The 23657-nt window shown below is 72.0% G+C and carries 23 protein-coding genes, 1 pseudogene and 2 riboswitches; of the genes and pseudogenes, 12 read left to right on the forward strand and 12 right to left on the reverse strand.

Translation table 11 applies throughout. The annotated features are described in order from the left end of the window. Positions 1–97 precede the first annotated feature (97 nt). The 5 genes from ACZ3II_RS28305 (at position 98) to ACZ3II_RS28325 (ending at position 5322) form a co-directional block, all read left to right on the forward strand. Complete coding sequence (locus ACZ3II_RS28305; protein WP_465520842.1) at positions 98–970, forward strand: S1 family peptidase; 873 nt, start codon at positions 98–100, stop codon at positions 968–970. A 92-nt stretch (positions 971–1062) separates the two neighbouring features. Continuing rightward, the gene (locus tag ACZ3II_RS28310; RefSeq protein ID WP_465520844.1) at positions 1063–1887 is read left to right on the forward strand and encodes an SAM-dependent methyltransferase; all 825 of its coding nucleotides are present in this window, start codon (positions 1063–1065) and stop codon (positions 1885–1887) included. Further along, positions 1874–3982 (forward strand): putative bifunctional diguanylate cyclase/phosphodiesterase, encoded by a 2109-nt coding sequence (locus ACZ3II_RS28315; protein ID WP_465520846.1) that lies wholly within the window; start codon positions 1874–1876, stop codon positions 3980–3982. Before ACZ3II_RS28310 ends, ACZ3II_RS28315 begins: the two co-directional genes overlap by 14 nt. A gap of 42 nt (positions 3983–4024) precedes the next feature. Then, the gene (locus ACZ3II_RS28320; RefSeq protein ID WP_465520848.1) at positions 4025–5080 is read left to right on the forward strand and encodes a hypothetical protein; all 1056 of its coding nucleotides are present in this window, start codon (positions 4025–4027) and stop codon (positions 5078–5080) included. Positions 5081–5082: 2 nt separating this feature from the next. Continuing rightward, positions 5083–5322, forward strand: a complete 240-nt coding sequence (locus tag ACZ3II_RS28325; RefSeq protein WP_465520850.1) for a hypothetical protein — start codon at positions 5083–5085, stop codon at positions 5320–5322. Here ACZ3II_RS28325 and ACZ3II_RS28330 read toward each other — a convergent pair. From ACZ3II_RS28330 to ACZ3II_RS28345, 4 genes are all read right to left on the reverse strand, one after another. Beyond that, on the reverse strand, positions 5305–5865 hold the full coding sequence (locus tag ACZ3II_RS28330; protein WP_465520852.1) for a hypothetical protein: 561 nt from the start codon (positions 5863–5865) through the stop codon (positions 5305–5307). The two genes, ACZ3II_RS28325 and ACZ3II_RS28330, sit on opposite strands and share 18 nt — an antisense overlap. A 140-nt stretch (positions 5866–6005) precedes the next feature. Next, entirely contained in the window at positions 6006–6893 is an 888-nt protein-coding gene (locus tag ACZ3II_RS28335) for a CehA/McbA family metallohydrolase (RefSeq protein WP_465520854.1), read from the reverse strand. Between the two features lie 98 nt (positions 6894–6991). Next, on the reverse strand, positions 6992–7789 hold the full coding sequence (locus ACZ3II_RS28340; RefSeq protein ID WP_465520856.1) for a class I SAM-dependent methyltransferase: 798 nt from the start codon (positions 7787–7789) through the stop codon (positions 6992–6994). Further along, positions 7786–8217 (reverse strand): MarR family winged helix-turn-helix transcriptional regulator, encoded by a 432-nt coding sequence (locus ACZ3II_RS28345; RefSeq protein ID WP_465520858.1) that lies wholly within the window; start codon positions 8215–8217, stop codon positions 7786–7788. The genes ACZ3II_RS28340 and ACZ3II_RS28345 overlap by 4 nt, the downstream gene beginning before the upstream one ends. A 65-nt stretch (positions 8218–8282) precedes the next feature. Between ACZ3II_RS28345 and ACZ3II_RS28350 the strand changes: the two genes are divergently transcribed. Next, positions 8283–9368 (forward strand): polyprenyl synthetase family protein, encoded by a 1086-nt coding sequence (locus tag ACZ3II_RS28350; protein ID WP_465520860.1) that lies wholly within the window; start codon positions 8283–8285, stop codon positions 9366–9368. 5 nt (positions 9369–9373) lie between these two features. Here the strand turns inward: ACZ3II_RS28350 and ACZ3II_RS28355 are convergent, their stop codons facing one another. The 4 genes from ACZ3II_RS28355 to ACZ3II_RS28370 are packed head-to-tail and all read right to left on the reverse strand — an operon-like array spanning position 9374 to position 11082. Continuing rightward, the gene (locus ACZ3II_RS28355) at positions 9374–10018 is read right to left on the reverse strand and encodes a DUF4190 domain-containing protein (RefSeq protein WP_465520862.1); all 645 of its coding nucleotides are present in this window, start codon (positions 10016–10018) and stop codon (positions 9374–9376) included. Continuing rightward, on the reverse strand, positions 9940–10377 hold the full coding sequence (locus ACZ3II_RS28360; RefSeq protein ID WP_465520864.1) for a MarR family winged helix-turn-helix transcriptional regulator: 438 nt from the start codon (positions 10375–10377) through the stop codon (positions 9940–9942). The genes ACZ3II_RS28355 and ACZ3II_RS28360 overlap by 79 nt, the downstream gene beginning before the upstream one ends. Positions 10378–10432: 55 nt before the next feature. Continuing rightward, positions 10433–10882: an EVE domain-containing protein gene (locus ACZ3II_RS28365; RefSeq protein ID WP_465520866.1), complete on the reverse strand. Its 450-nt coding sequence runs from the start codon at positions 10880–10882 to the stop codon at positions 10433–10435. Continuing rightward, on the reverse strand, positions 10879–11082 hold the full coding sequence (locus ACZ3II_RS28370) for a hypothetical protein (protein ID WP_465520868.1): 204 nt from the start codon (positions 11080–11082) through the stop codon (positions 10879–10881). Before ACZ3II_RS28370 ends, ACZ3II_RS28365 begins: the two co-directional genes overlap by 4 nt. Before the next feature lie 169 nt (positions 11083–11251). Between ACZ3II_RS28370 and ACZ3II_RS28375 the strand changes: the two genes are divergently transcribed. Continuing rightward, the gene (locus ACZ3II_RS28375) at positions 11252–11923 is read left to right on the forward strand and encodes a hypothetical protein (RefSeq protein ID WP_465520870.1); all 672 of its coding nucleotides are present in this window, start codon (positions 11252–11254) and stop codon (positions 11921–11923) included. Here the strand turns inward: ACZ3II_RS28375 and ACZ3II_RS28380 are convergent. Next, positions 11814–12488, reverse strand: a complete 675-nt coding sequence (locus ACZ3II_RS28380) for a DUF2306 domain-containing protein (RefSeq protein WP_465520872.1) — start codon at positions 12486–12488, stop codon at positions 11814–11816. The genes ACZ3II_RS28375 and ACZ3II_RS28380 overlap by 110 nt on opposite strands. A gap of 110 nt (positions 12489–12598) precedes the next feature. After that, a riboswitch (glycine riboswitch) is annotated at positions 12599–12695 on the forward strand. 4 nt (positions 12696–12699) lie between these two features. Beyond that, positions 12700–12781, forward strand: a riboswitch (glycine riboswitch). On the opposite strand from ACZ3II_RS28380, the gene ACZ3II_RS28385 reads away from it, so the two are divergent. Beyond that, complete coding sequence (locus ACZ3II_RS28385) at positions 12773–14092, forward strand: L-serine ammonia-lyase (RefSeq protein ID WP_465520874.1); 1320 nt, start codon at positions 12773–12775, stop codon at positions 14090–14092. It overlaps the preceding riboswitch by 9 nt. 10 nt (positions 14093–14102) lie before the next feature. Here the strand turns inward: ACZ3II_RS28385 and ACZ3II_RS28390 are convergent, their stop codons facing one another. Then, positions 14103–14732, reverse strand: coding sequence for a cryptochrome/photolyase family protein (locus tag ACZ3II_RS28390; RefSeq protein ID WP_465521310.1), 630 nt, complete (start codon positions 14730–14732; stop codon positions 14103–14105). 85 nt (positions 14733–14817) lie between these two features. Further along, positions 14818–15321: pseudogene (locus ACZ3II_RS28395) on the reverse strand (cryptochrome/photolyase family protein); the annotation flags it as partial. 154 nt (positions 15322–15475) lie between these two features. On the opposite strand from ACZ3II_RS28395, the gene ACZ3II_RS28400 reads away from it, so the two are divergent. Both ACZ3II_RS28400 and ACZ3II_RS28405 read left to right on the forward strand, forming a co-directional pair. After that, the gene (locus tag ACZ3II_RS28400) at positions 15476–16780 is read left to right on the forward strand and encodes a hypothetical protein (protein WP_465520876.1); all 1305 of its coding nucleotides are present in this window, start codon (positions 15476–15478) and stop codon (positions 16778–16780) included. Continuing rightward, entirely contained in the window at positions 16777–18717 is a 1941-nt protein-coding gene (locus ACZ3II_RS28405) for a hybrid sensor histidine kinase/response regulator (protein ID WP_465520878.1), read from the forward strand. The genes ACZ3II_RS28400 and ACZ3II_RS28405 overlap by 4 nt, the downstream gene beginning before the upstream one ends. Positions 18718–19292: 575 nt before the next feature. Here ACZ3II_RS28405 and ACZ3II_RS28410 read toward each other — a convergent pair. Further along, on the reverse strand, positions 19293–19700 hold the full coding sequence (locus ACZ3II_RS28410; protein ID WP_465520880.1) for an MmcQ/YjbR family DNA-binding protein: 408 nt from the start codon (positions 19698–19700) through the stop codon (positions 19293–19295). A 56-nt stretch (positions 19701–19756) separates the two neighbouring features. On the opposite strand from ACZ3II_RS28410, the gene ACZ3II_RS28415 reads away from it, so the two are divergent. Both ACZ3II_RS28415 and ACZ3II_RS28420 read left to right on the forward strand, forming a co-directional pair. Beyond that, positions 19757–21928 carry a putative bifunctional diguanylate cyclase/phosphodiesterase gene (locus ACZ3II_RS28415; RefSeq protein WP_465520882.1) on the forward strand — a complete coding sequence of 724 codons (2172 nt, stop codon included), beginning with the start codon at positions 19757–19759 and terminating at the stop codon, positions 21926–21928. Next, on the forward strand, positions 21925–23475 hold the full coding sequence (locus ACZ3II_RS28420) for a diguanylate cyclase (RefSeq protein WP_465520884.1): 1551 nt from the start codon (positions 21925–21927) through the stop codon (positions 23473–23475). Before ACZ3II_RS28415 ends, ACZ3II_RS28420 begins: the two co-directional genes overlap by 4 nt. Positions 23476–23657: the final 182 nt, after the last annotated feature.

Consider the following 23657-nt stretch of genomic DNA (forward strand, 5'->3'; position numbering starts at 1 on the left):
CGAAGATAAGCCGCTGATAAAGACGGCGATGACGCTCGCGCGACGGTCCCGGCGCGAACATCGGTGACCCCACCGCCGAACGGATGGATGATCACCCTTGTCAGGCACGCTCCGTAACTGTCTCCTGGTCGCCGTGGCGGCCGCCGCCGCTGTCCTGCCGGGCGCTCAGCCGGCCGCCGCGATCGCCAACGGTGAGGACGCGCGGCCCGGGGCGTACCCCTTCGCGGTCCTGCTCACCATGACCGGCCTGCCCGCCGACGACGGCGGCACCCGGGACAGCTCCTGCTCCGGCGCCCTGATCGCGTCACGCTGGGTGATCACCGCCGGGCATTGCTTCCGCGACTCCTCGGGGCAGCGGGTGAGCCGCACCGTCGCCGAGCGGACCACCGCCGTCATCGGGCGGACCGAGATCAACAGTGTTGCGGGGTACGAGGCCGACGTCGTCGCCGTGCATCAGGCCGGCCACACCGACGTGGCCCTCGCCGAACTCGCCGCCGACGTCCCCGGCATCACCCCGATCCGGCTCGCCACCACCGCCCCGGAGCGCGGCGAGGTGCTGCGGCTGACCGGTTTCGGACTGGTCACCGGCCCGGGCGGGACGGCTCCGCCGCAGCGGCTGCAGACCGGCCGGTTCCTGGTCGGCGCCGTCGGCGACACCCTCGTGGAAGCGTCCGGGCACGCCCCGCGCCCGGACACCAGCCCGTGCCCGCACGACTCCGGCGGCCCGTACTTCCGGGAGACCCCCGGCCACGAACCCGTCCTGGTCGCGATCGTCAGCACCGGCCCCGGCTGCCCGCACCCGGGACCGGACATGAGCGCCCGGGTCGACAACCTCGCCGACTGGATCGCCGGCACCACGGCGACCCGTACCGGGCCGCCCTGGAACCTGATCGCCACCGTCGCCGTGCTGGCGATCGCCGGCCTGCTCGGCGGCCTCACCCTCGCCCGCCGCGGCCGTTCGGCGTCCTGAGAGCCCGGCAGAGATCGAACCCGATCGCTGCCGGGGTTGATCGCACCGGTACACTCCGCGAACCGGATTCGCGACCCTCCGTGGAGGTACAGGTGCCGGATCAACTGGACTGGGTTCCCGCCGACATCGATGTGGACCGTCCCAGCAACGCCCGGGTCTACGACTACTTCCTGGGCGGCGCGCACAACTTCGAGGTCGACCGGCAGCTCGCCGAGCAGATCATCCGGATGACCCCGAACGTCGGCGACACCATGCGGGCCAACCGGGTCTTCCTGCGGCGGGCCGTGCGCTACCTGGTGGGCCAGGGCGTCCGGCAGTTCCTCGACATCGGCTCCGGCATCCCGACGGCCGGCAACGTGCACGAGATCGCGCAGGCGGCCGCCCCGGGCAGCCGGGTGATCTATGTGGACATCGACCCGGTCGCGGTGGCACACAGCCGGACCATCCTGCGCGACGACCCGTACACCGTCGTGGTCTGCGCCGACCTGCGGGAGCCCGCCGACCTGCTCGATCAGGCCCGCGCCACCGGTCTCCTCGACTTCGATCAGCCGGTGGCGATCCTGCTCGCCGGGGTGGTGCACTTCCTGCCGGACTCCGACGACCCCGCCGGCATCATCAAGCAGCTGCGGGACGCCGTCGGCCCGGGCAGCTACCTGCTGCTCTCGCACGTCACCAGCGACGGCCAGCCGCCCGAGGTGCTCGCCGCCTACGACCTGTCCGACCAGACCGACTCGGCGCTGCGGCTGCGCAGCCACGACGAGCTGCTGCGGTACTTCGACGGGTTCACCCTGGTCGACCCCGGCCTGGTGCTCCTCACCACCTGGCGGCCCGAGCCCGGGGAGGAGCCCGACCCCGATCCGCAGCGCACCGCCGCGTACGCGGGTGTGGGGATCCTCGCGGGTGATGTCCGAGCGTGACACCGCCGTCGCGCGGTTCGTCCGCCAGTGGGCGCGGGCCGTGCGGCAGGCCGGATTCCAGCCGCTGAGCCCCGCCGAACTGAAGGCGATGCTGCACGGCCACACGCACCGCCTCCTGGCGGCGCTGGCCGGCGGCGCCCGCGACCCGCGGATCGGCGCCGACATCGGCGAGTCCCTGGTGCACGCCGGGCTCACCGACCCCGGCGCGATCGGCGCCTCGCTCACCGCGTTCGGCGCGCCGCTGCGCACCCTGCTGACCGCCCTCGGCACGGACCCGGAGCAGGTCACCGACCGGATCACCGAGGTGCAGGCCGACCTCGCCACCGGGTACGCCGCCGCCCTGCGCGGCCGCACCCTGGTCGAGCAGGAACGCATCGGGCAGGCGGTGCTGCGCGCCCACAAGGAGACCGAACGGGCGCTGTGGGAGAGCGAGGCCCGGTTCGGCACCCTGTTCCGGGACGCGGCGATCGGCATCGGGATCGCCGACGTGGACGGCAGGATCGTCCGGGCCAACCCGGCGCTGGCCCGGCTGCTGCGCTACACCGAGGACGAACTGCGGGCGCTCACCGTCCACGACCTGGTCCACCCGAGCGACGTGCCGGACATGTGGGCCCGCTACGACGAGGTGATCAGCGGGGCGCGGGACTACGTGCGGATGGAGAAGGCGTACCCCCGCAAGGACGGCACCGAGGTGTGGACCACCGTGACCATCTCGCTGCTGCGCGACGACACCGGGACCCCGCGGTACACGGTGGCGATGATGGAGGACGTCACCGAACACCACCGGCTGCAGGAACGCCTGCGGTACGAGGCCACCCACGACCTGCTCACCGGCCTGCCGAACCGGGCCTGCTTCACCGAGCGGCTGGCCGCGGCGTTCCAGCGGCCGGACGAACGGGTCGGGCTCTGCTACCTGGACCTGGACGGCTTCAAACGGATCAACGACAGCCTCGGCCACGACGTCGGCGACCGGCTCCTCGTCGCGATCGCGGGCCGGCTGCACCGCTGCGCCGACGAGTCCGGCCACCTGGTCGCCCGGATGGGCGGCGACGAGTTCGTCGTCCTGGCCACCGGCGCCACCCAGGACGACCTGATCGCGGTCGCCGACCGGATCCTCGCCAGCCTGGAACACCCGGTGCAGGCCGGCACCCACCAGTTCCGGGTGTCGGCCAGCATCGGCATCGTCGCCCAGCAGGCCCGCGACAGCGGCCCGGCGGAGATCCTGCGGGCCGCCGACCTCACCCTGTACCGGGCCAAGGCCGCCGGGCGGGGCCGCTGGCTCTGCTACGACGCCGAACTCAACGCCGTGCAGGTGGCCCGCTACACCCTCGCCGAGGAACTGCCGACCGCCCTGGACCGCGGCGAGTTCGGCCTGGTCTACCAGCCGCTCGTCGACGTGGGCACCGGCCGGCTGCTCGGTGTGGAGGCGCTGCTGCGCTGGCACCACCCCCGCCTCGGCACGCTGTCCCCGGACGTGTTCATCGACCTGGCCGAGGAGAGCGGCGCGATCGGGCCGATCGGCCGGTGGGTGTTGCGGGAGGCGTGCGCGCGGGCCGCCGCCTGGCGCCGCCGGTTCACGCCGTTCGTGGTCAGCGTCAACCTGGCCACCGCCCAGACGTACGATCCGCGCCTGGTCGGCGACGTGCTGACGGTCCTCGCCGACACCGGCCTGCCGGCGGAGTCACTGCAGCTCGAACTCACCGAGAGCGCGATGATGGAGTCCTCCGGCGAGCCGATGGAGGCGCTGCGGACCCTCGCCGGGCACGACATCCGGATCGCCATCGACGACTTCGGCACCGGCTACTCCAACCTGGTCTACCTGCGGACCCTGCCGGTCCGGGTGCTCAAGCTGGCCCGCCAGTTCGTCGACGGGCTCAAGGACGGCGGCAGCCCCGCCGACGCGCACATCGTGGCCACCCTGATCGACCTCGCGCACGTCCTCGACCTGTCGGTGATCGCCGAGGGCGTGGAGACCCCGGAACAGCTGGCCCGGCTGCGGCGCCTGGACTGCGACGCCGCGCAGGGCTGGCACCTGGGCCGCCCGATGACAGCAGCCGCCATCGACGACCTGATCACCCGCGACGTACGGGTCTGACCCCCCGTCGTAGATTGGCGTCAGTCGACGCGCGGGAGATACATGACGATTTTCGGCTGCAGGAACTGCGGCGCACCTGTCACGGTTGCGGTGTCGAAGGTGGCTCTGCCCGTCCACGCGAACCAGAAGTACGGGAACGGGCCGGGGTCGCTCGAACCGGCACTGGAGCCCGGCACGTTCGCGCTGGATCCACTGCCCTCCGGTTCGCCATGGCGCCCCTGGGCGGAACTCGAACCCGATGAGGCGGAGGCGCTCGGCTGGTACGCGCCGAGGTTCGGCATCTCCACCGGGCCGGCCGGCCAGGTGTTGCTCACACCGGGGGACGTCCGCGGCGTCGTCATCGACCCGGCGCTCGCCGGTGACACGGCGTGCTGTGGCCTCGACGGCGGCGAACCCAACATGGTCTGCGTCGGCTGCGGCACCCCGGTGGCCATCCGGATCGACGATTGTGGCCTGCGCCAGGCGATCTGGCTGGACCCGCTGACCACCCGCGTGATCGAGGACGGTCCCGGCCCGCACCCGGCACTCGACTGGGCGGACCTGATCAGCCTGCGGCCCGGTGTCCCGCCGTCCGAACCGGACGGCGGCTGGAACCCGATGTGGGCGGCCGCCACAGGCTCTGCGCTGGCACACCTGCTGGCCGTCTCCGGCGGCGACCCGGTGACGATCCGGGATCACCGGGTCGCCGAGGTTCTCCGGCCCACTCTCGACCGTCTCGTCGGCCCGGCCGGCACGGGGTCACATCGCACCCTGGTCCTGGCCGGGCCCGGTCTCCCGGACGCCGGCGGCGACTTCGCCCTCGTCCCGGACCATCCGCAGACCGGCGAGCTCTGGCCGGTGGCCCCGCCGGTGAAGCCGGTCCCGCTGGCCTGGGACGCCTGGCGGCACCTCGCGTTCCATCGCGACCCGAAGCCGGTCGGGCGGTCGGTCCCGATCCCGCCGGAGGCCCTGCCGGCGCTCCACCCGGGCTACCGCTTCGAGCCCGACGGCCGGATCTTCCTCAGCGTTCTGGCCCGGCTGCCCGAGGTGCGGCAGCCACGGTTGCGTGCCGTCTACGAACGAGGCCGCCCCTACAGCTACTCGCACTACAGCTTCTGAGCTTGCCGTTCGACCTCCCGCTCCACCCCGACGCCGCTGCGAGCGAGATCGCTTCGTCACACCGGTTCGCAGCCGCCCCGGACCGCCTCCGAGGTGCCCGCAAGCCGGCCGGCTCGCTGCGGGTGAGCACCAGGACGACGGCGTACGGTGAGGCTCCCGTCCGGGCCGACGGCACGCATCACACGCTGACGCGGACGACGCTCACCGCCGAGGTCGCGAAGCAGCTACTGCGCCAGGGGTAGACGAGGGTCGGCCGGCACCACGTCGAGGTCAGGGGCGGCGATCAGGGCGTCGATGGCCGCGCGGGTGGCGCCGATGCCGGCCCAGGTCGGGTCGACGTCGCTGGCGAAGAACCAGGCCCGGTCGGCGGGCCACACCATCGCGGGCGGCATGTCGCTGATCTCCGCCTCCCAGCCGGACAGTGCGGAGAGCGGCCCGCGCAGCAGGTGGAAGTGCCGGTACGGCAGCCCGGTCAGCAGTGGGCCCGGCGGCACTGTCACGCCCGGGTAGCCGTCCCACACCGCGAAACAGCCGTCCTGTGGGGTGGACGTGAATCCGGCCAGCAGCCGTAGTGCCGCCAGCGCCTGTTCCCGGTCGGACGGGTGATCCTCGGCCACGAGGATGTCGGTCTCGCGCTGACCGGGCCAGGCGGGGTCCGGGATGTAGCGCAGTCGCGCGTACGCCTCGAACTCCGCCGGCCCGAAGAGGATCAGCTGCTCGGCGTCGGTGGCCGACTGGACGAGCCAGTCGGCGGCGGACAGGTCGGTGCAGCGCTGGAACGTCACCGCACCTACCCTGCCACAGTCCCGGTCTCCGGGCCTGCGCGTGCGGCCGAACCGAACTCGTGCTGCAGCCCTCGAAGGAGGACACCCGGGCCCCACGCCGCCCTCCGTGATCATGCGACGTCTCAGCGAGGGTCACGTGGTCAGCTCAAGAGGATCGGATTGGTGAGGGCTGCCATGCGCCCGTCGGCGTGACGCACCTGGACACGGACGAACATCGACTCCCGCATGTCGGTGGACCATGTGATCGAACCCGCTCCCTCGTGGGACAAGGCCTCCTCGTAGGAGCGGCCACGGTCGGTGTGGAAAGAGACCCTCCCGGACGGCACGCCGCTGATCTGCACCCGCACCACGACGGTCTGACCGTCGGTCTTGAGCTGATCACCGATCTCGGCAACGCGGTCACCGGCTTCGGCAGTGAAGGAGAGTTGAACCGTAGCCGACTCGCCGATCCAGCAACGCCCGGCGCGAATGCCGGCGAGGATGGCACCGGACTCGAGTTCCGGTGCCCGTACCACCGTGAGTGGTGTGCCGATCTGCCCACGCAGATGAACGTCGCTGTTGCCGACCGCTGGACGCCACCGGCCACGGTGGATATCGGCTGCCAGACCGCGGCCCCATTCGGCCAAAGCCGCCTCGTTGTCGGCGTTCCAGGGCAGGTCGGAGGTCCACAGCCCGTTCCACACCTCAACCGCGTCGATGCCTTCGAACGGATACGCGAAGGTGCCGGTGGGGTACGGGGCGTGGGGGTGAGCCGCAACGCACAGACCTTCGACGCGATGAACCTGGGCCAAGGCCTGGCTGATGCGGTTGTCGCGCAGCGCATACCTCCAGTCGATCACCTGTCCGGATGCGATGCCCAGCGCCAGACGAGCCGCTGACGCGAGCTGTTCCGGCGTCAACTCGGCGGCGTGCGACCGCTGCGAGTGCACATGACAGTCGCCTCGATACCACCCAAGATTCTTCGGGGCTGGGCTGAGCGGTCCTACCGCGGAGGGGATGAATGCCGACATCTCGTCGCGCTTGGCCATCCCGGCATGCTAACCAGAGGTGCTGCTGCCCGAGCGTTCCAGCTACCGGGTGCGGCGCGCCAGCCCGCGTCCGACCCGATCGATGGTCGTTGTGGTGGTCATGGCGGACGTGACAGCTGATCGCGGCGCTTGAGCACCGCGTAGAAGGCGGGGACCGCCGCGGGGCCGCCGGTCACCACCACGTCCAGGTCTGTGGTGCCGCTGGTCAGCACCTGCCAGCGATCGGCCGGGAACGCCCGGGCCAGCTCGCGTTCGCCGAAGTCGCGGGGGATCGGCAGGCCGGCCCGCAGGCAGCGGGCCACGGTCTGCGGGAACGCGGTCAGGCGTACCCCCAGCTGTTCCAGATAGCGCAGCGCCCCGCCGGCCCCGGCGGTCTCCACCAGCAGCACCACCCCGCGTTCGCCGGCCAGGTCGGCGAGGCTCTCGGCGGTGGCCCGGCGCTGCCGCTCGTCCAGGATGTGCAGCAGGCCGCGGATGTGCACGTTCGCCGGCCCGAGGTCCGCGGCCAGCTCCCGGCCGGCGCCGGGCCGGGTGATGTCGGCGACCCGGAACGACAGCCCGGGCCGTCCCGCCGCCCGCTGCCGGGCGTGCGCCACCGCCTCGCCGGACACGTCGACGCCCAGCACCCTGTCGAAGTGGTCCGCCAGAAGGACCGCCTGGGTGCCGTTGCCGCACGCCACGTCCGCCACCGGCAGCGCCGGGTCGAAATGGCGCTGCGCCTGGTCCAGGCACCATCGGGTGCCGCGGTCGGTGGCGCCGTCCCACAGCACGTCGCCGTGCGCGCCGCCGGTGCCGATGTCGCGCCAGTAGGTGTCCCACACGCGGTCGCGGGGCGCGCGGGCCGCGTACCAGATCACCCGGGGGAGGACCAGCAACCGCCGCAACGTCGCCATCATCGCTGGTCCGCGTAGTCGCGCATCGCCTCGGTGACCTCGCGCAGGAACGCCGTCGCGGCGGTGACCTCGCCGGGCGCCAGCCGGGCGGCGGCTGCCTCGATCCGCTGGATCAGCGGGTGCAGGGCCTCGGCGGCCTGCTGCCGGGTGTGCGTGCCGGCGACCACGGTCTGCCGGCGGCGATCGGAGGGGTGGCGTACGCGCTCGGCGTGCCCGGCGGCCTCCAGGCGGTCGACGAGGGTGGTCGCGGAGGCGGACCGGATGCCGAGGCGGTGGCCGAGCTCGGTCGGGCCGAGCCCGTCCGGACTGCTGAGCAGGTGATCGAGCGCTATCGCGTCGGTGACGCCGACGCCGAGGCGCCGGGCCAGGCCGTGGGTGGCCTCCCCGTTGGCGCGCAGCAGGTCCCGGACGGCGAGGGCGAGTTCGGTCACGGAAAGATCATAAACCCCACGGGTAGCAAGACAATCTAACTACTCTTCTGCCAAGATTCATCGCCATGGAGAGGAATCCGAACCCCCTCAAGCTCGAAGACCTCCGTACCCGGGTCCACGAGACGATCACGGACTTCCTCAGCGCACAGGAACAGGTGCTCGCCGAGGTGAGCGACGACTGCCTGCCGCTGGTGCGGTACGTGGCCGGCCTGATGGACGGCGGCAAACGCCTGCGCGCCGCGTTCTGCTACTGGGCGTGGCGGGCCGCCGGCGGCCCCGACGAGCCCGGCATCGTCGCCGCGGCAGCCGCGCTGGAGTTCTTCCAGGCCGCCGCCCTGATCCACGACGACATCATGGACGGCTCCGACACCCGCCGCGGCGCGCCCGCCATGCACCGCCGGTTCGCCGCCCTGCACCGCGGCAACGACTGGAGCGGCGACCCCGACCGCTTCGGCACGTCCACCGCCATCCTCGCCGGCGACCTGTGCCTGACCTGGAGCGACGAGCTCTACACCGGCAGCGGCCTGCACCCGGCCGCCATCGTCCGCGGGCGGGCAGTCTTCGACCGGATGCGCACCCAGCTGATGGGCGGGCAATACCTGGACCTGCTGGAACAGGCCATCGCCGGCCGCCGCCCGGACGGCGCGCTGGACCGGGCCCGCCGGGTCGTGCGGTACAAGAGCGCCAGGTACAGCGTCGAACAGCCGCTGCTGCTCGGCGCGCGGCTCGCCGGCGCCGGCGACGACCTCCTGGCCGGGCTCTCCGCCTTCGGGCTGCCGCTCGGCGAGGCGTTCCAGCTGCGCGACGACGTCCTCGGCGTGTTCGGCGACACCGCGCGGACCGGCAAACCCGCCGGGGACGACCTGCGTGAGGGCAAACGTACGGTCCTCATCGCCCTGGCCCTCGACGCCGCCGGGCCCGCCGGCCGGGAGACCCTGCGATCCCTGCTCGGCGACCCGGGCCTCGGCGCCGACGGTGTCGAGGCCCTCCGCGCGATCATCACCGGGACCGGGGCGCTCGCCGCCGTCGAGACGATGATCAGCGAGCTGCTGGAACGGTCCCTGACCGCCCTCGCCGGCCTCCCGATCGACGAGACGAACCGGTCGGTGCTGGCCGCGCTCGCGGAGGCCGCCACCGGCCGGTCCTCCTGACTCTCTTACTTCACGATCGAGGTGGTACGGGTTCCGTTCGGGTCCACGAGGACGCAGGTGACGCCCTGGTCCTGACTCCAGGTGCTGCTCAGCGGGTGCAGGTAGTAGATCTCCAGCTCGTCGTTCTGCACGGTGTCGTACGGCTCGTACGCCTCCCCGCACCTGTCGCCGCTCTGGTCCTCCACCGCGCTCTCACCCGGGTACGGCCCGGACGGCAACGTGAACACGTGGTACACCTCGGCCGTGTGCGGTTGCGTGCACGGCACCACCGGCAGGTCGTACACCATCGACGACTCGTCGAACTCGCGGATGCAGTCACCCGGCTTGAGCGCGATCGCCTCGACGTCGGTGATGCCGGCTGCTTTGTCCCGTGCTTCGTCAGTGATCACGGCGACCGCCAGCGCGATCGTGGCGAGAAGGGTCAGGGTGGAGACGACGATTCCGGCGATGGCCAGGCCGCGGCCCTTCTGAGGGTTCCGCTTGAGCTGCACCAGGGCGGCGATGCCGAACCCCATGCCGAGGATCGTGCCCAGACCGAGCCCACCACAGATGCTGGAGACGAGCGAGGCGATCAGGCGCGCAGAGCCCGCAAGGCGCCGGTGAAGGCGGGCAGGCCGCTGCCGAGGGCGGCGAAGAACGCCGTGTCGCACGCCTCCACCGCCACCACGGCCCGGTTCGCCAGGTCACGCCCGGCCGCGGTGACGGCGACCGCCCGGGCCCGCCGGTCGGTCGGATGCGGCGGGCGGTGCACCAGGTCGCGGCTCTCCAGGGCGCGCAGCACCTGCGAGGTCATCATCGGGTCGGTGACGGCCATGTCGGCGAGCGCCTTCTGCGTGACCGTCCCGGACTCCTGCAGATAGGTGAGTGTTGCCAGCAGCACGAACTGCACATGGGTGAGATCGAACGGTTTCAGCGCGGCCCGCTGCGCGGCCTGCCACCGGTTGCTCACCTGCCACAGCAGCAAGCCCGGGCTGTCATCGGCACTGTCATGCCGGGTCGCCAGGCTCACGTCCCCACCTCGCTCCGGTTGATCCCGCCCATGCTGTCACCCCGCGATCCCGCACTCACGCCGCCTCCCGCGATCCCTCCGGCCGGGAACCCGCCGCTTCGGAACGGGTCATGGCCGCGTGGATCGTGGCGAAGTCGCCCTCGGTGAGCGGCACGAGCCCTCGGCGCAGCTGCACACCCCAGCCCGGCTGAGCGGTCAGCTCCAGCCGCAGCGACCGGATCGGTGTCTCGGCGACGTCCGGCAGATAGCCGACCCGGCGCCGCCACGGCCGGAAGTCGCCCTCGTCGGCCTGCCAGATCTCGTCGTCGCGGACCGTGCCGAGGGCCGTGAACGCCTGCAACGGCACACCGCCCCGCAGACTGGTCCGCGGCGAGTAGTAGACCAGCCAGTCCCCGGCGGCGAGCCGGGCCAGCCCGTCCCGTTTGCCGTGCCCGAGCTGGGCGATACCCAGCCGGGTGCCGCGCTGGACGTGATCGCGGCACACCACCCCGAGCCAGTGCCTCATGCCCGCACCTCGACCGCGCGGGCGGCCTTCTCGAGCCGGGCCAGGTCGCCGCTGAGGCCGCGCCCGATGTCCTTGCCGAGCACCGCGTTCCAGAAGAAGGCCAGCGGCCCGGCGAGGGTGACGGTCACGTCGGCCCAGCGCTCGAAGAAGGCCTCGGGCCGGACATCGGAGGTGATCCGAGCGGCAGCGATCGTCTTCATGGCGAATAGTATGCGCACTTAGTAAATTGGCCGCAAGTCCGTCACGGCCGCGGCGGAGAGCCGTGACGGCACCGAGTCCATTCATCGCCTTGATAGCGTCCTGACGATCGTTCCGGTGAGGCCACCGCTGAGGCCGACGGGGCGAAGGTCCGAAGACGAGGGGACAGAAGTGAAGGTACGCGCCGCGGCGGTCGCCGCCGTGATGGTGGGTCTGATGACGGCTGGTTGCACCGGCACCGTGGACCCCTCGCCCTCGCCGGCGCCGAGCGGAACGGCGTTGCCGATGACGTACGAGGAGGCGTACCGGCGGCTGCCGATCGACGGGACCAAGGAGGTGCCGATCACCTGGGACCTGACGCAGGCGCCGGAGACCGACAGAATCCTCGCCGCCCGGCGGGCTCTCGTCTTCAACTACTGGAGGTGGGGTTCGGCCGACTACCGTCCGATCATCCCGGTCGGGCGGATGCTCGTCACCGAGATCGCCTACGAGGTGATCTTCGAGGGCATCGCCGATGTCACCGACGCCGACCGGACGACAGGTCCGCTCTGGGTCAAGCTCATGGGCGTCGACGACTACGGTGGCCCCGAGATGACGGTGACGTTCTGCACCGACCGCGGCCACTGGCGCGGTGCCATGCGCAAGGACGGCGAGGAGCGGGCGCACCTGGAGTCGTACGAGATGAAACGCGTCGAAACCAGCGACGGGCAATCCCGCTGGCTCTTCTCCTCGCTCACCCCCGGCAGCGAGTACCGCGAGTCACGGTACGGCGCGGAGTGCACGAAGTGGGCTCGGCACGAGATCGGCGGCGGCGGATCAGGGTCTCGGCGATCGCCAGGTTGACGATCCAGCCGGCGGTCTGGCCGATCGGGATCAGCGAAGTGGCGGTGTCGGCGATCGAGGCCCCGCTGTCCCCGGCGACCGTCACCCGGAACAGCAGGACCACGGGAACGATCAGACGCGCGGTGATGGCCAGCAACGTCAGCGCGTAGTTGCGGGTCATCCACTCGCGGTGGGTGGTGATGTCACGGCGGCGGGCGGCCGCATCGGCGAGCCAGGCCGTGACCAGCCAGGACACGGCAGCGATTGTGAGGCTGACCCGGGTCAGCGGGCTCGCCGACCAGATCGCGACCGGCACCGCGGTGACGGCCGCCGGCAGCACCCCGCCGAGCAGGTACACCCGGCCGATCAGGCGGTGCCGGGCGCGGCGTGCCCGTACCGCGGGCATGAACTGCAGCGGGCCCAGCACCAGCGCCACGGCCGCGGTCAGCACGTGCGCCACCAGCACGGCGTAGTGCAGCGGGTCCCGTACCTCGACGCGGGTGTCGAAGCGCAGGTAGGGAGCGATGAGAACCAGGCAAGCCACGACGATCAGGGCCCAGAGCACGGTGCGGAGGCGAGCGGACATGGGCTCGACTCTGGATCATCGCGGCGGATCCGGCGTCCGTCCACGGGCGGCCCCGCCGTACGCAGATCTGCGTAGTAAGGTTCGAGCCCACAACCGAACACTTTCGCCGTGACGCCGCCGCGGGAGAGCATCCGCCGGAAACAGCGGGTCGCCGAAGGAGCAACTTCTCCCTCAGAATCTCTCAGGCCCACGTACCGCAGCGGTCCGGCGACTCTGGAAAGACAGCCCACCCGGGCTGCGCCCACGGTGCAAGCCGCTCTCCGCGGCGAACCTCTCAGGCAGACATGACAGAGCGAGGGAGGCCGACCTCCGAGGAGCCTCCCGTGGCTGTGTCCGTTTTTGACCTGTTCTCGATCGGGATCGGGCCGTCCAGCTCGCACACCGTCGGGCCGATGCGTGCCGCCCGCCTGTTCGCCCGGCACCTGGACGCGCCGGTGACCGGGGTGCGGGCCGAGCTGTTCGGGTCCCTCGGCGCGACCGGTCACGGGCACGGCACGCCGCGGGCGGTGCTGCTCGGGCTGATGGGCCACGACCCGGAGACGGTCGACACCGGCCTGGAGCCGTCGGTGCACGATCTCGGGTTCGCGCTGGACCTGGTGCTGCACCGGCGGCGGTCGCTGCCCGAGCACCCCAACGGCATGATCTTCACGGCGCTGGGCGCCGATGGCGCCGAACTGCTGCGGAAGACCTATTTCTCCGTCGGTGGCGGGTTCGTCGTGGGGGACACCCTTGCGGCGGTACGCCCGGACGACACGCCCCTGCCCCACCCGTTCTCCTCGGGCGCCGAGCTGCTGGCGCTGACCCGTGCCACCGGCCTGTCGATCTCCCGTCTGATGCTGGAGAACGAATCCGTGCGGCGCGCGCCGGCCGAGGTGCGTGCCGGGTTGCTGGGCATCTGGCAGGTGATGACCGGCTGCATCGACGCCGGGCTGGACGCGGAGGGCGTACTCCCCGGGGGTCTCAAGGTCCGTCGCCGTGCCGCGCAGACCGCCCGCAAGCTGGCCGCCGACGGTGACCCGCTGGAGTGGCTGACCGTCTACGCGATGTCCGTGAACGAACAGAACGCCGCCGGCGGCCGGGTCGTCACCGCGCCCACGAACGGCGCGGCCGGCATCATCCCGGCGGTGCTGCGCTACTACCTGGACTTCGTGCCCGGCGCCGGACCGGACGGGATCGTGCGGTTCCTGCTGACCGCGGGTGCGATCGGCGGGCTGTTCAAGGAGAACGCGAGCATCTCCGGCGCCGAGGTGGGCTGTCAGGGCGAGGTCGGTTCGGCGTGCGCGATGGCGGCGGCGGGGCTGGCCGAGGTGCTCGGTGGCAGCCCGGAGCAGGTGGAGAACGCCGCCGAGATCGGCATGGAGCACAACCTGGGCCTGACCTGCGATCCGGTCGGCGGGCTGGTGCAGATCCCGTGCATCGAACGCAACGGGATGGCCGCGGTGAAGGCGGTGACGGCGGCCCGGATGGCGTTGCGCGGCGACGGCAGGCACCACGTCTCCCTGGACAAGGTGATCAAGACGATGAAGGAGACCGGCGCCGACATGAAGATCAAGTACAAGGAGACGTCACGCGGCGGCCTGGCCGTCAACGTCATCGAGTGCTGACCGGGACCGATCACGGGGCGCGGGACCCGCGGGCCTTCTCCTGATCGAGCAGCGCGTCCAGGTCGCTCAGCCGGCGCAGGCCCTGCAGCGGCTGCCGCATCCGGTGGTTGCCGGCCAGCCGCTGCTCGTTGCGGGCCAGGAAACTCCAGTACCCGGCGGTGTACGGGCACGCGTCCGCCCCCGCGCGCACCTTCGGGTCGTACCGGCAGCCCCCGCAGTAGTCACTCATCCGGTGGATGTAGGCGCCGCCCGCCGCGTACGGTTTGCTGCTCATCCGCCCGCCGTCGGCGTACTGGCTCATCCCGACCACGTTCGCCGTCATCACCCACTCGTACCCGTCGACGAAGCACCGGTGGAACCAGTCGGACACCGCGCCGGGCCGCCAGCCGCGCTGCATCGCGTAGTTGCCGAGCACCATCAGCCGCGGGATGTGGTGCACCCAGCCGCGGTCCCGGACCCCGGCCAGCACGTCCGACAGGCACCGCGCCTCGACCGCGTCCGCGTCCAGTTCGGCGAACCATCGCGGCAGCTCCCGCCGGGCGTGCAGCTCGTCGACGGCCCGGTAGCCCGGCTCGAAATACCAGTACAGATGCCAGATGAAGTCGCGCCAGCCGAGGATCTGCCGGACGAACCCCTCCACCGACGAACGCGATGCCCTCGTCGTGCTGCCAGCGGTCCAGTTCCGCCCGTACCTCCCGATCGATGTCGTCCTCCACGATCGGCGGCGGCGCCGGCACGTCCAGGCGCCCGGCGCCCCGCGGCGGCGGCTCCCGGTTCTCGGTGTCCAGGTTCCACCGCCCGCCGGCCGGCTCACCGCCGTCCATCAGCACGTCGTGCGCGCGCCGGGCATGCCGGTAGAAATCCTCCAGCCGCAGATGATCCCGCCCGCCGGCCCAGGCGACGAAATCCTGCGGGGCGGTCACGAATCCTCGCGGCGGCAGCATCTCGACCCCCGGCAGGCGCCGGACCAGATCGCGGGCGGCACGGGAGGTCGGATGACACACGGTCACCGGTTGATCGACCGCTGCGGCGTACGTGTCCGCCCGCACCAGCCGCACCTTCTCGTCCCGCGCGCGGTGCCGCAGCGCGGACAGGATCAGATGCGCCTTCTGCCGGTGGAAGACCCGCCGCCGGAACACCGCCTTCGACTCGATCAGCAGCACCGGCTGCCCGGGCTCGTCGAGGAAGTGTGGCCCCAGCTGGTCGGCGAACAGCCACCGCGTCCTCATCCGGTCATTGTGTCGCGGGAAGCGCCGCGCCGGGCGGTAACCGGCCGGAACACCGAACCCGCGAAAGGTGCCACACGCCACGTCCCGCCGCGCTTCACCGGCGTGCCGCCCCGCCGAACAGAGAGATGAAGCGTCCGCGGAGGTGATGGTCCGGATGACTCCGGAACAGGTCGGCGAGTGGGTCCTGCACGAACTTCCCCGCCTGAACACGGCGATCCTGCACGATCACGCGCCACCCGAGCTGTTGACCACCGAATTGCGGGAACACGTCCTGCACCGGCTGCCGGACATCAACCAGCTGACGCCCGCGCAGGCGCAGCGGCTGGTGGTGAACCTGGGGTTCGTCGGCGCCTCGGTCGCCCGGCACTACCAGGAACACACCGAGGGTGGTACGGCACACCCGGAACGCGCGTTCGACGGCCTCACCGACGGTGGTTTCCGCCCCTACTTCGCGATGCTGGCCGCGCACACCGGCACCGGGCACTACGACCGGGACAGCTACGCGTCGCTGGTGCGCTGGAACGTCGGCACCGTCGTGGTCCGGCTGCACGACGAGGTCGTCGCCGAGCTGCCGGGCGCCTTCGACGACGGCGACGTCCGCAGCTACACCGGCACGCCGGGGGAGCGGCGTTTCTTCCTGCTGGTCAAGCAGGGCGAGGCGATCGAGATGGCGGTCAACTGCCTGCTCGAGCCGCTCACCTGCGAACACGCCGACCTGATCGGCGAACACGCCCGCCACCGGGTACGGGAGGCCACCGTCCTGCTCGGCGCGCTGCGCCGGCTGTTCGTCGACTTCGCGACCCTGCCGCCGGAGCAGACGATGGCCCCGGAGATGTTCATGGACGTGTTCCGGCAGTTCGCCGCGCACTGGACCCTCGACGACATCCCGCCCAGCGGCGCCCTCGACCCGGAGGCGCTGAAACGCGACTTCCTGCTCGGCATCGCCGAACCCGGCTACGACCGGCAGGCCCGGCGGCTGTTCCCGGCCCTGCTGGAACGCGAACGCGACGACATCGCCGCCCTGATGGACGCGCCGACCCTGCCGCAGCGGCTGCTCGCCGAGATCGGCTGCGACAGCTCCGACGTGCGGCTCTGCGACGACGGCGACCTGCGCCGGCTGGTCGGGCACCACCCGGCGCTGGTCGACTGGTACCGGCTGCTGGCCATGCACGCCCGGGTGTCCGGGGCGCACCTGATGCTCAGCAAGCGGTTCCTGTTCCAGCCGCAGCGCCGCCGCGACGACGAAGGACTCGGCGACCGGCTGCTGGTGTCCAACCGGGCCGGCACCACCGGGATGACCGAGAGCTTCCTGGAACGGCTGACCCGGGCCCGCCAGCAGCACACCCTGGCCCCGTTGCGCCCGGTGCTGATCGCCGAAAACGCCGAACCGGCAGCCGATCCGGGGGTACGGTCCGGACAGGGAACGACCGCGCCGGTCGTCGTGGAAATGGCCGGATGAGCACGTCAGACGAGGAAGCCGCACCGCGGCCGGACAACCGTCCGCCGCTGCTCGAGGTCGGCCGCGACCAGTTGATGGCGCTGATCGACAACACCTCCGCGGTGATCTACATGCGCGACGCGGACGGTCGGTACATGCTGGTCAACCGGCAGTACGAGCGCCTGTTCAACCTGCGCCGCGAGGACATCGTCGGACTCACCGACCACGACCTGTTCACCCGGGAGATCGCCGACGCGTTCCGGGAGAACGACAGGCAGGCGCTGGCCCGCGGCGTCCCGCTGCAACTGGAGGAGGACGCGCCCGGCGACGACGGCGTCCATACCTACCTGACGGTCAAGTTCCCGCTGGTCAACGAGGCGGGAGTGGCGTACGCGGTGGCCGGCATCTCCACCGACATCACCGAACGCAGCCGGGCCCAGGCCGCCCTGCGCGACAGCGAGGAACGGTTCCGCCTGCTCGCCGAACACGCCCAGGACATCATCTTCCGGTACCGGGTGGCCCCCGACCCGGCGATGGAATACCTCAGCCGCGCCGTCGAGCAGATCACCGGCTACCCGGCCGAGGACTTCTACGCCGCCCCGCGCCTGGTGCTCGACCTGATCGACCCCGGCGACCGGACGATCTTCGAGGAGTCGTGGCGGGCGCCCCGCTCCGGCACCATCACGTTCCGGCTGCGCCGCCGCGACGGCGAACTCGTCTGGATCGAGCAGCGGGCCAGCGCCGTCCGCGAAGACGGCCGGATCGTCGCCGTCGAAGGCATCCTGCGCGACGTCACCGAACGGATGGCCGCCGAACGCGAACGCGCCGAACTCGAACAGCAACTCCGCCAGGCCGAACGGCTCGACTCGCTGGGACAGCTCGCCGGCGGCATCGCCCACGACTTCAACAACATCCTCGCCGTGATCTCCGGGTACGCCGACATGCTCGCCGACGAACTCGACGACGGCCACCCCAGCCGCCCCGACGCCGCCGGCATCAAACAGGCCGCCGCCCGGGGCGCCGCGCTCACCCGCCAGCTCCTGATGTTCAGCCGCTCCGAACCGTCCCAGCCGGAACTGCTCGACCTCAACACGGTCACCTCCGACATGCTGCGGATGCTCGGCCGCACCCTCGGTGAGGACATCGAGCTCGGCACCGTACTGTCACCCGGTCTTCCGCCCGTCGTCATCGACCGCAGCAAACTCGAGCAGGTCGTCATGAACGCCGTGCTCAACGCCCGCGCCGCGATGCCGTCCGGCGGCCGCCTCACCCTCGGCACCAGCCTCGAACACCCCGGCGACGGCAGCGACCAGGTCTGCCTCGCCGTCACCGACACCGGCTGCGGGATGCCGCCGGAGGTCCTCGCCCGCGCTTTCGAGCCGTTCTTCACCACCAAGGGCCGGGGCAGCGGTACGGGTCTCGGGCTGGCCACCGCGTACGGCGTGGTCACCGACGCCGGCGGCACCATCAGCCTGGAATCCGAACCCGGCCGTGGCACCACGCTGCGGGTCCGCCTGCCCGCCGGCGCCGCCGGAGCCCCCGGGGTCAGCCCCGCCGCGCCGGGCGCTCCCGCCCGCGCCGGCGACGGCCAGCGGGTCCTGGTCGTCGAGGACGAGGAGCTGGTCCGCGACATCGTGTGCCGTCTGCTGCGCAAGGCCGGTTATCAGGTGTTCGCCGCCCCGCACCCGGCGGAGGCGCTGCGCATGTGCCGGGAGGACGCGCTGGGTTTCGACGTCCTCCTGACCGACGTCATCATGCCCGGAATGTCGGGAACGCAGCTGGCCGCAGAACTGCGCAACGACCGCCCCGGCCTGCCGGTCCTGTTCATGTCCGGCTACACGAGCGGCCCGGCGCCGGGCGGTCAGGAGTTGCCGGCCGACGCCCCGCTGATCCGCAAGCCCTTCGAGGCCCAGACCCTGCTCAACGAACTCCACCGCCTGATCACCTCCCGCGTCTGACCAGCAGCCCGGTCATCGGCTGCGACGCTCGGCACGCCCCGCGACGAGACCCCGATGCGGCCGGCATTCTCGTGCGTTTCAACCCGGTATGGCCCGTCCGAGATCGGCCCGCCTCGCGATCCTGTGGGATTTGGCCCGGCGCCGCCCGCCCAAGATCGGCCCGCCTCGCGATCCGGTGGGATTTGGCCCGGCGCCGCCCGCCCAAGATCGGCCGCCTCGCGATCCTGTGTGGTTCGGCCCGGTCGCGCCTGCCCAAGATCGGCGCGGCTCGCGATCTTGGGCGGGCGGTACCGGATTTCCGCAGCTCAACGCACAAGAAGGGGCGCGAATCCGATCTTGTGCGCCCGGCTCCGGTATCAGGTTCGCAAGATCGGGCGCGGGGCCTCGCTGGGAGGGTCTCGGGACTGAGGCCTCGCGGCCGGCCCGCATCACCCCCGTTGATGTGCTGGCCGCGCAGCGCCTCGCGGTCAGAACGAACGTTCTTTCCGCGGTCGGAGTTCGCGATCACGAGGGCATCCTCGCGCTCAGGCGCTGCATCTCTTCGTGATGTGCCGCAGACCACGCGCCGGTCCGTGTCAGCCGGGGGCGGGGACCTGGGCGGCGAGGAACTTCGGGGCCATCAGGCAGTAGCTGTCCGTGACGAGTTCGGTGATCTCGGTCCAGTCGGTGTGCGGGCCCAGGATGGCGGCGGCGACGTTGTGGCCCCATGGGGCGCGGAAGAACGGGAAACCGGCGGCCGTCAGGCCGAGCAGGTCGTCGGCGGGTACGCGGAAGGTCATCACGGTCGACGAGGCGCCGGTCAGGTACCGCTCGTAGACCGGGGAACCCTGCGGGTCCGGCGTGTAGACGTGGGCGACGGTCCGGGCGCGGATCCGCCAGCGGACGCCGATCCAGGCCGGTTCCGCGTACGTCTGCGGCAGTTGATCGAAGATCGGCCGCAAGCGGGCCAGGATCTCCGGGGGCACGTCTCCGGGCGCGGACATGCGGCGACCCTATCGGTTGTCCTCAACTTTGTGGGGTACGGGCCGACAGTGCGGATATGGCGCAGAGCATCAGCACCCGGTCCCGGCGCCTGCCGCGTGCCGTGTGGGTGCTGCTCGTGCTGGTTGCGGCCGCGCAGGTGGCCGGCTGGGTACGCCCCGACTGGTATCCGCTGGTGCTGGGCTCGTCCCTGGTGGTGCTGGACCTGCTCGGCATCCACTACCTGCTCCGGGTGGCACGGCTGGGGCTGAACCCGCTGTCCTGCCGGCTCGGGGCGGTCGCCCGGGGACTGGACGCGGGCGGCAGCCTGCTGTTCACCGTCGTGGTGGTCGCGGGCGCGCCGGTCTGGCAGCTGTGGGTCTCGCAGGCCGCGCACATCGCCGGGATGGCGCTGCTCGGGCTGGCGACGGTGCTCGGGTCGCTGTTGCGGCTCAGTGGGCCGCACCGGCAGGCGTTCGTCGCGGAGATGCTCGCCGTGGCCGCGCCGACCGTCATGATCATGTGGTACGTGGGGCTCGACCCGGTGCTCTGGCGGTCCGGCCCGGGCTGGCCGCTGCTGGCGGCGCTGCCGCTGGGCAGCCTGATGCTGGCGATGGCCGTCACGGCGATGCTGATGCGGGGTGTCGTCACCCGCTGGCGGGACCCGATCACGGTGCTGATCTGCGGGATGACGCTGGCGATCCTGGTCGACACCGGCTGGGCGACCGGCCTGTCCGACGGCGTCGACCACATGCTCGGCCCGGCCGGCGGCAGTGTGGCGGTCCTGGCGCACCTGCTGCTCACCCTGTCACCGATGATGTCGGCGTCCGGGATGTTCAGCTCCACCGACCGGGCGCCGCGCAGCTCGCCGCCGCGCTGGGTCGCGTACCTACCGCTGGTGTCGCTGGTCGCCGGGATCAGCCTGCTGCTCGTGGTGATCGTGCAGGCGTCGGGCTGGCTGCGCTGGAGCGGCCTGCTGGTGGCGACCGTCGTGATGATCGGCGCGGTGACGGCCCGGCAGTGGCTGGCGTTGCGGGCCAGCCAGGCGCAGGCCGGCCGGGACGCCGAGACCGGCCTGGCGAACCGGGCCGCGCTCAAGGAGGCCCTCGCCCGGCTGGTCCGTGGCCGGGAGACGTTCGCGGTGCTGGCGGTGTCGGCGGAGCGGCCGGGGGTCGCGGACGTGCTGCGCTCGTGTGTGCGCGCCGACGACCTGGTCGCCCGGATCGGCGACACCACGTACGGGGTGCTGCTCACCGACGCCGCCGTCGCCTCCGAGGCGACGGTGGTGGCCCAGCGGATCCTGGCCGCCCTGGACGACGTGCCGGTCCGGATCGGGGTCGCGGTGGCCCGGCTGGACGAGCCCGCGAGGACGGTGCTGCGCAACGCCGAGATCGCCCTGAACCACGCGCTGCGGTCCGGCATTCCGACGTTCACCGTGCACGAGCCGGCCATGAACGACAGGCGGGCCGCCGACGCCGCGCTCGCCGAAGCCCTGGAAGGCGCGCTGCAGCGGGGCGAGTTCACCGTCGTCTACCAGCCGATCATCGACCTGGGGACCCGGCGGGCGGTGGCCGTGGAGGCGCTGCTGCGCTGGCGGCACCCGCTGCACGGGGACGTGTCGCCGGCGTCGTTCATCCCGGTCGCGGAACGTTCCGGCGAGATCGTCCCGATCGGCCAGTGGGTGCTGGAACGCGCCTGCGAGCAGGCCGCCCGCTGGCGTGACGCCGGGCTCGACCTGTCGGTGACGGTGAACGTGGCGCCCCGGCAGCTGCAGGAGCCGCATCTGGCCCGCGACGTGCTGGCGGTGCTCGGCCGCACCGGCCTGCCCGCCGCCAATCTGGTCGTCGAGGTGACCGAGTCGGCGATGGTGAACGAGGCGATCGAGATCGCCGCGCTGCGACGCCTGCGGTCCGCGGGGGTGCGGATCGCCATCGACGATTTCGGTACGGGTTACTCCTCCCTGCAGTACCTGACGCGGCTCCCCGTCGACATCCTCAAGATCGACCGCGGTTTCGTGGCGCTGCTCGACGGCACCGCCGAGGGCTCCGCGATCGCCGAGGCGGTCATCCGGCTGGCTCAGGTGCTGCGCCTGACCACCGTCGCCGAGGGCATCGAGGACGAGTCGCAGGCCGCCGAGCTGCTGCACCTGGGCGCCCAGCGCGGCCAGGGTTACCTGTACTCCCGCCCGGTCCCGCCCGAGCAGATCCCGCAGCTGGCGTACGTGTCGACGAAGGAGACCGCGGTCCGGTGACGGTACTGATCTTCGCGGCGGTCTTCGCGACCGCCGGCGCCATCTCCCTCGCGGTCGCCGTGTCGGCGTGGCAGCGGCGCGACGAGGCGGCCGGTTACCGCCCGATCGCCGTGGTCGGCGCCGGGGCGGCCTGGTGGTCGGCGATGTCGATGCTGAACCTGTTCATGCGCGAGCCGGCCGGGGCGGCGTGGGCCATGTCGCTGGCGTACGCGGGCGTGTTCACCCTGGTCGCCGGCTGGTGGGCGGCGGCCCGCGCGTTCGCCGACCGGTTCTGGACGCTGCGGCCGCGCGCCGCCGTGCTGCTGGCCGTCGAGCCGGTGCTCTGCACGATCGCGCTGGCCACGAACCCGTGGCACCACCTGTTCATGACCGGGTTCCGGCAGACCAGCGTCGGTGGGGCGTACGCCGCGATCTTCGGGCCGTTGTTCTGGGTGCACGCCCTCTACTGCTACGTGATGCTGACGGTCTGCTGCGTGGCGGTGCTGCGGCTGGTGATCCGGGCCAGCGGCCGGCACCGCGGCTACCTGCTGGCCGTGCTGACCTCGGCGCCGACGGTCGCGGTCAACCTGACCGGGGTGCTGTCCGGCGGCCGGCTCGTCGACCTGACCGCGATCGGGTTCGCGTTCGGCGCGCCGGTCATGTACTGGATGGTCCGCACCGACTCCGGCCCGTCGTCCGCGCCGGTCACCCACCGTGACCTGTTCACGATCATGTCCGACCTGGTGATCGTCATCGACGCGCGGCGGCGCATCCTGGACTGCAATCCCGCCGCCGACCGCCTGCTCGCCGGGCTCGGCGTGGAGACCGGTCACAGCCGGCTGCCGGACGTGTTCGGCGAGCTGCCCGCCGGCGGGTGCCAGGAGTTCACAATCAACGACATCGGGGGTACGGGCACCGACCTCAGCATCCAGATCAGCGACGTGACCGGCGCCCAGCGGCACGGCACCGCCCGGGTCCTGGTCGCCCGGGACGTCACCGAGCACAACCGGCAGCGCCGCGCCCTGGAACAGGCCAACGACCAGCTGCGCAGCCAGCTCGCCACGATCGAGAAGCTGCGCAGCGACCTGGCCGAGCAGGCGTCCCGCGACCACCTGACCGGCCTGCACAACCGCCGGCACCTGATGACGAACCTGACCGGCATGCTGGCGTCCGGCCGGCCCCTGACCGTCGCCCTGATCGACATCGATCACTTCAAGAAGATCAACGACGAGTACGGGCACAACGCCGGCGACGAGGTCCTCAAGCGCGTCGCCGAGCGGCTGGCCGCGGTGGCCCGGCCCGGGGACCTGGTGGCCCGGCACGGCGGCGAGGAGTTCGCGATCGTCCTGGACGGCGCCGGGCTGCACGAGGCGGCGGCCCGGGTCGACGAGGTACGCCGGGCGATCGCCGAAGCGGTGTCGGTGACGGTCAGCGCCGGGGTCGCCGAGGCCCGCCCCGGTCACGACGTCACGACCCTGTTCCACACCGCCGACGTGGCGCTCTACGCCGCCAAGTCCGCCGGCCGCAACCGCGTCGAACTCGCCCTCCCCGCCGGCGCCGTCCGGTAGGCGCTTTCTCCGGCTGGTTGTCAGGGCTGTCTCAGCGCCGCTGAGACAGCCCTGAGAACCAGCCGCGGGGTAGCCGCGACGTGCATGCATGGCCCGCACCCGCGGGACGGCCGTGAGGGACGCCTGCCGTGGCCGCCGCGAGTCACGGGAGCGTCGTTGGCCCGTACCGGAAAGGTGGGTCT

It is taken from the genome of Actinoplanes sp. NPDC019969, from assembly GCF_055562375.1.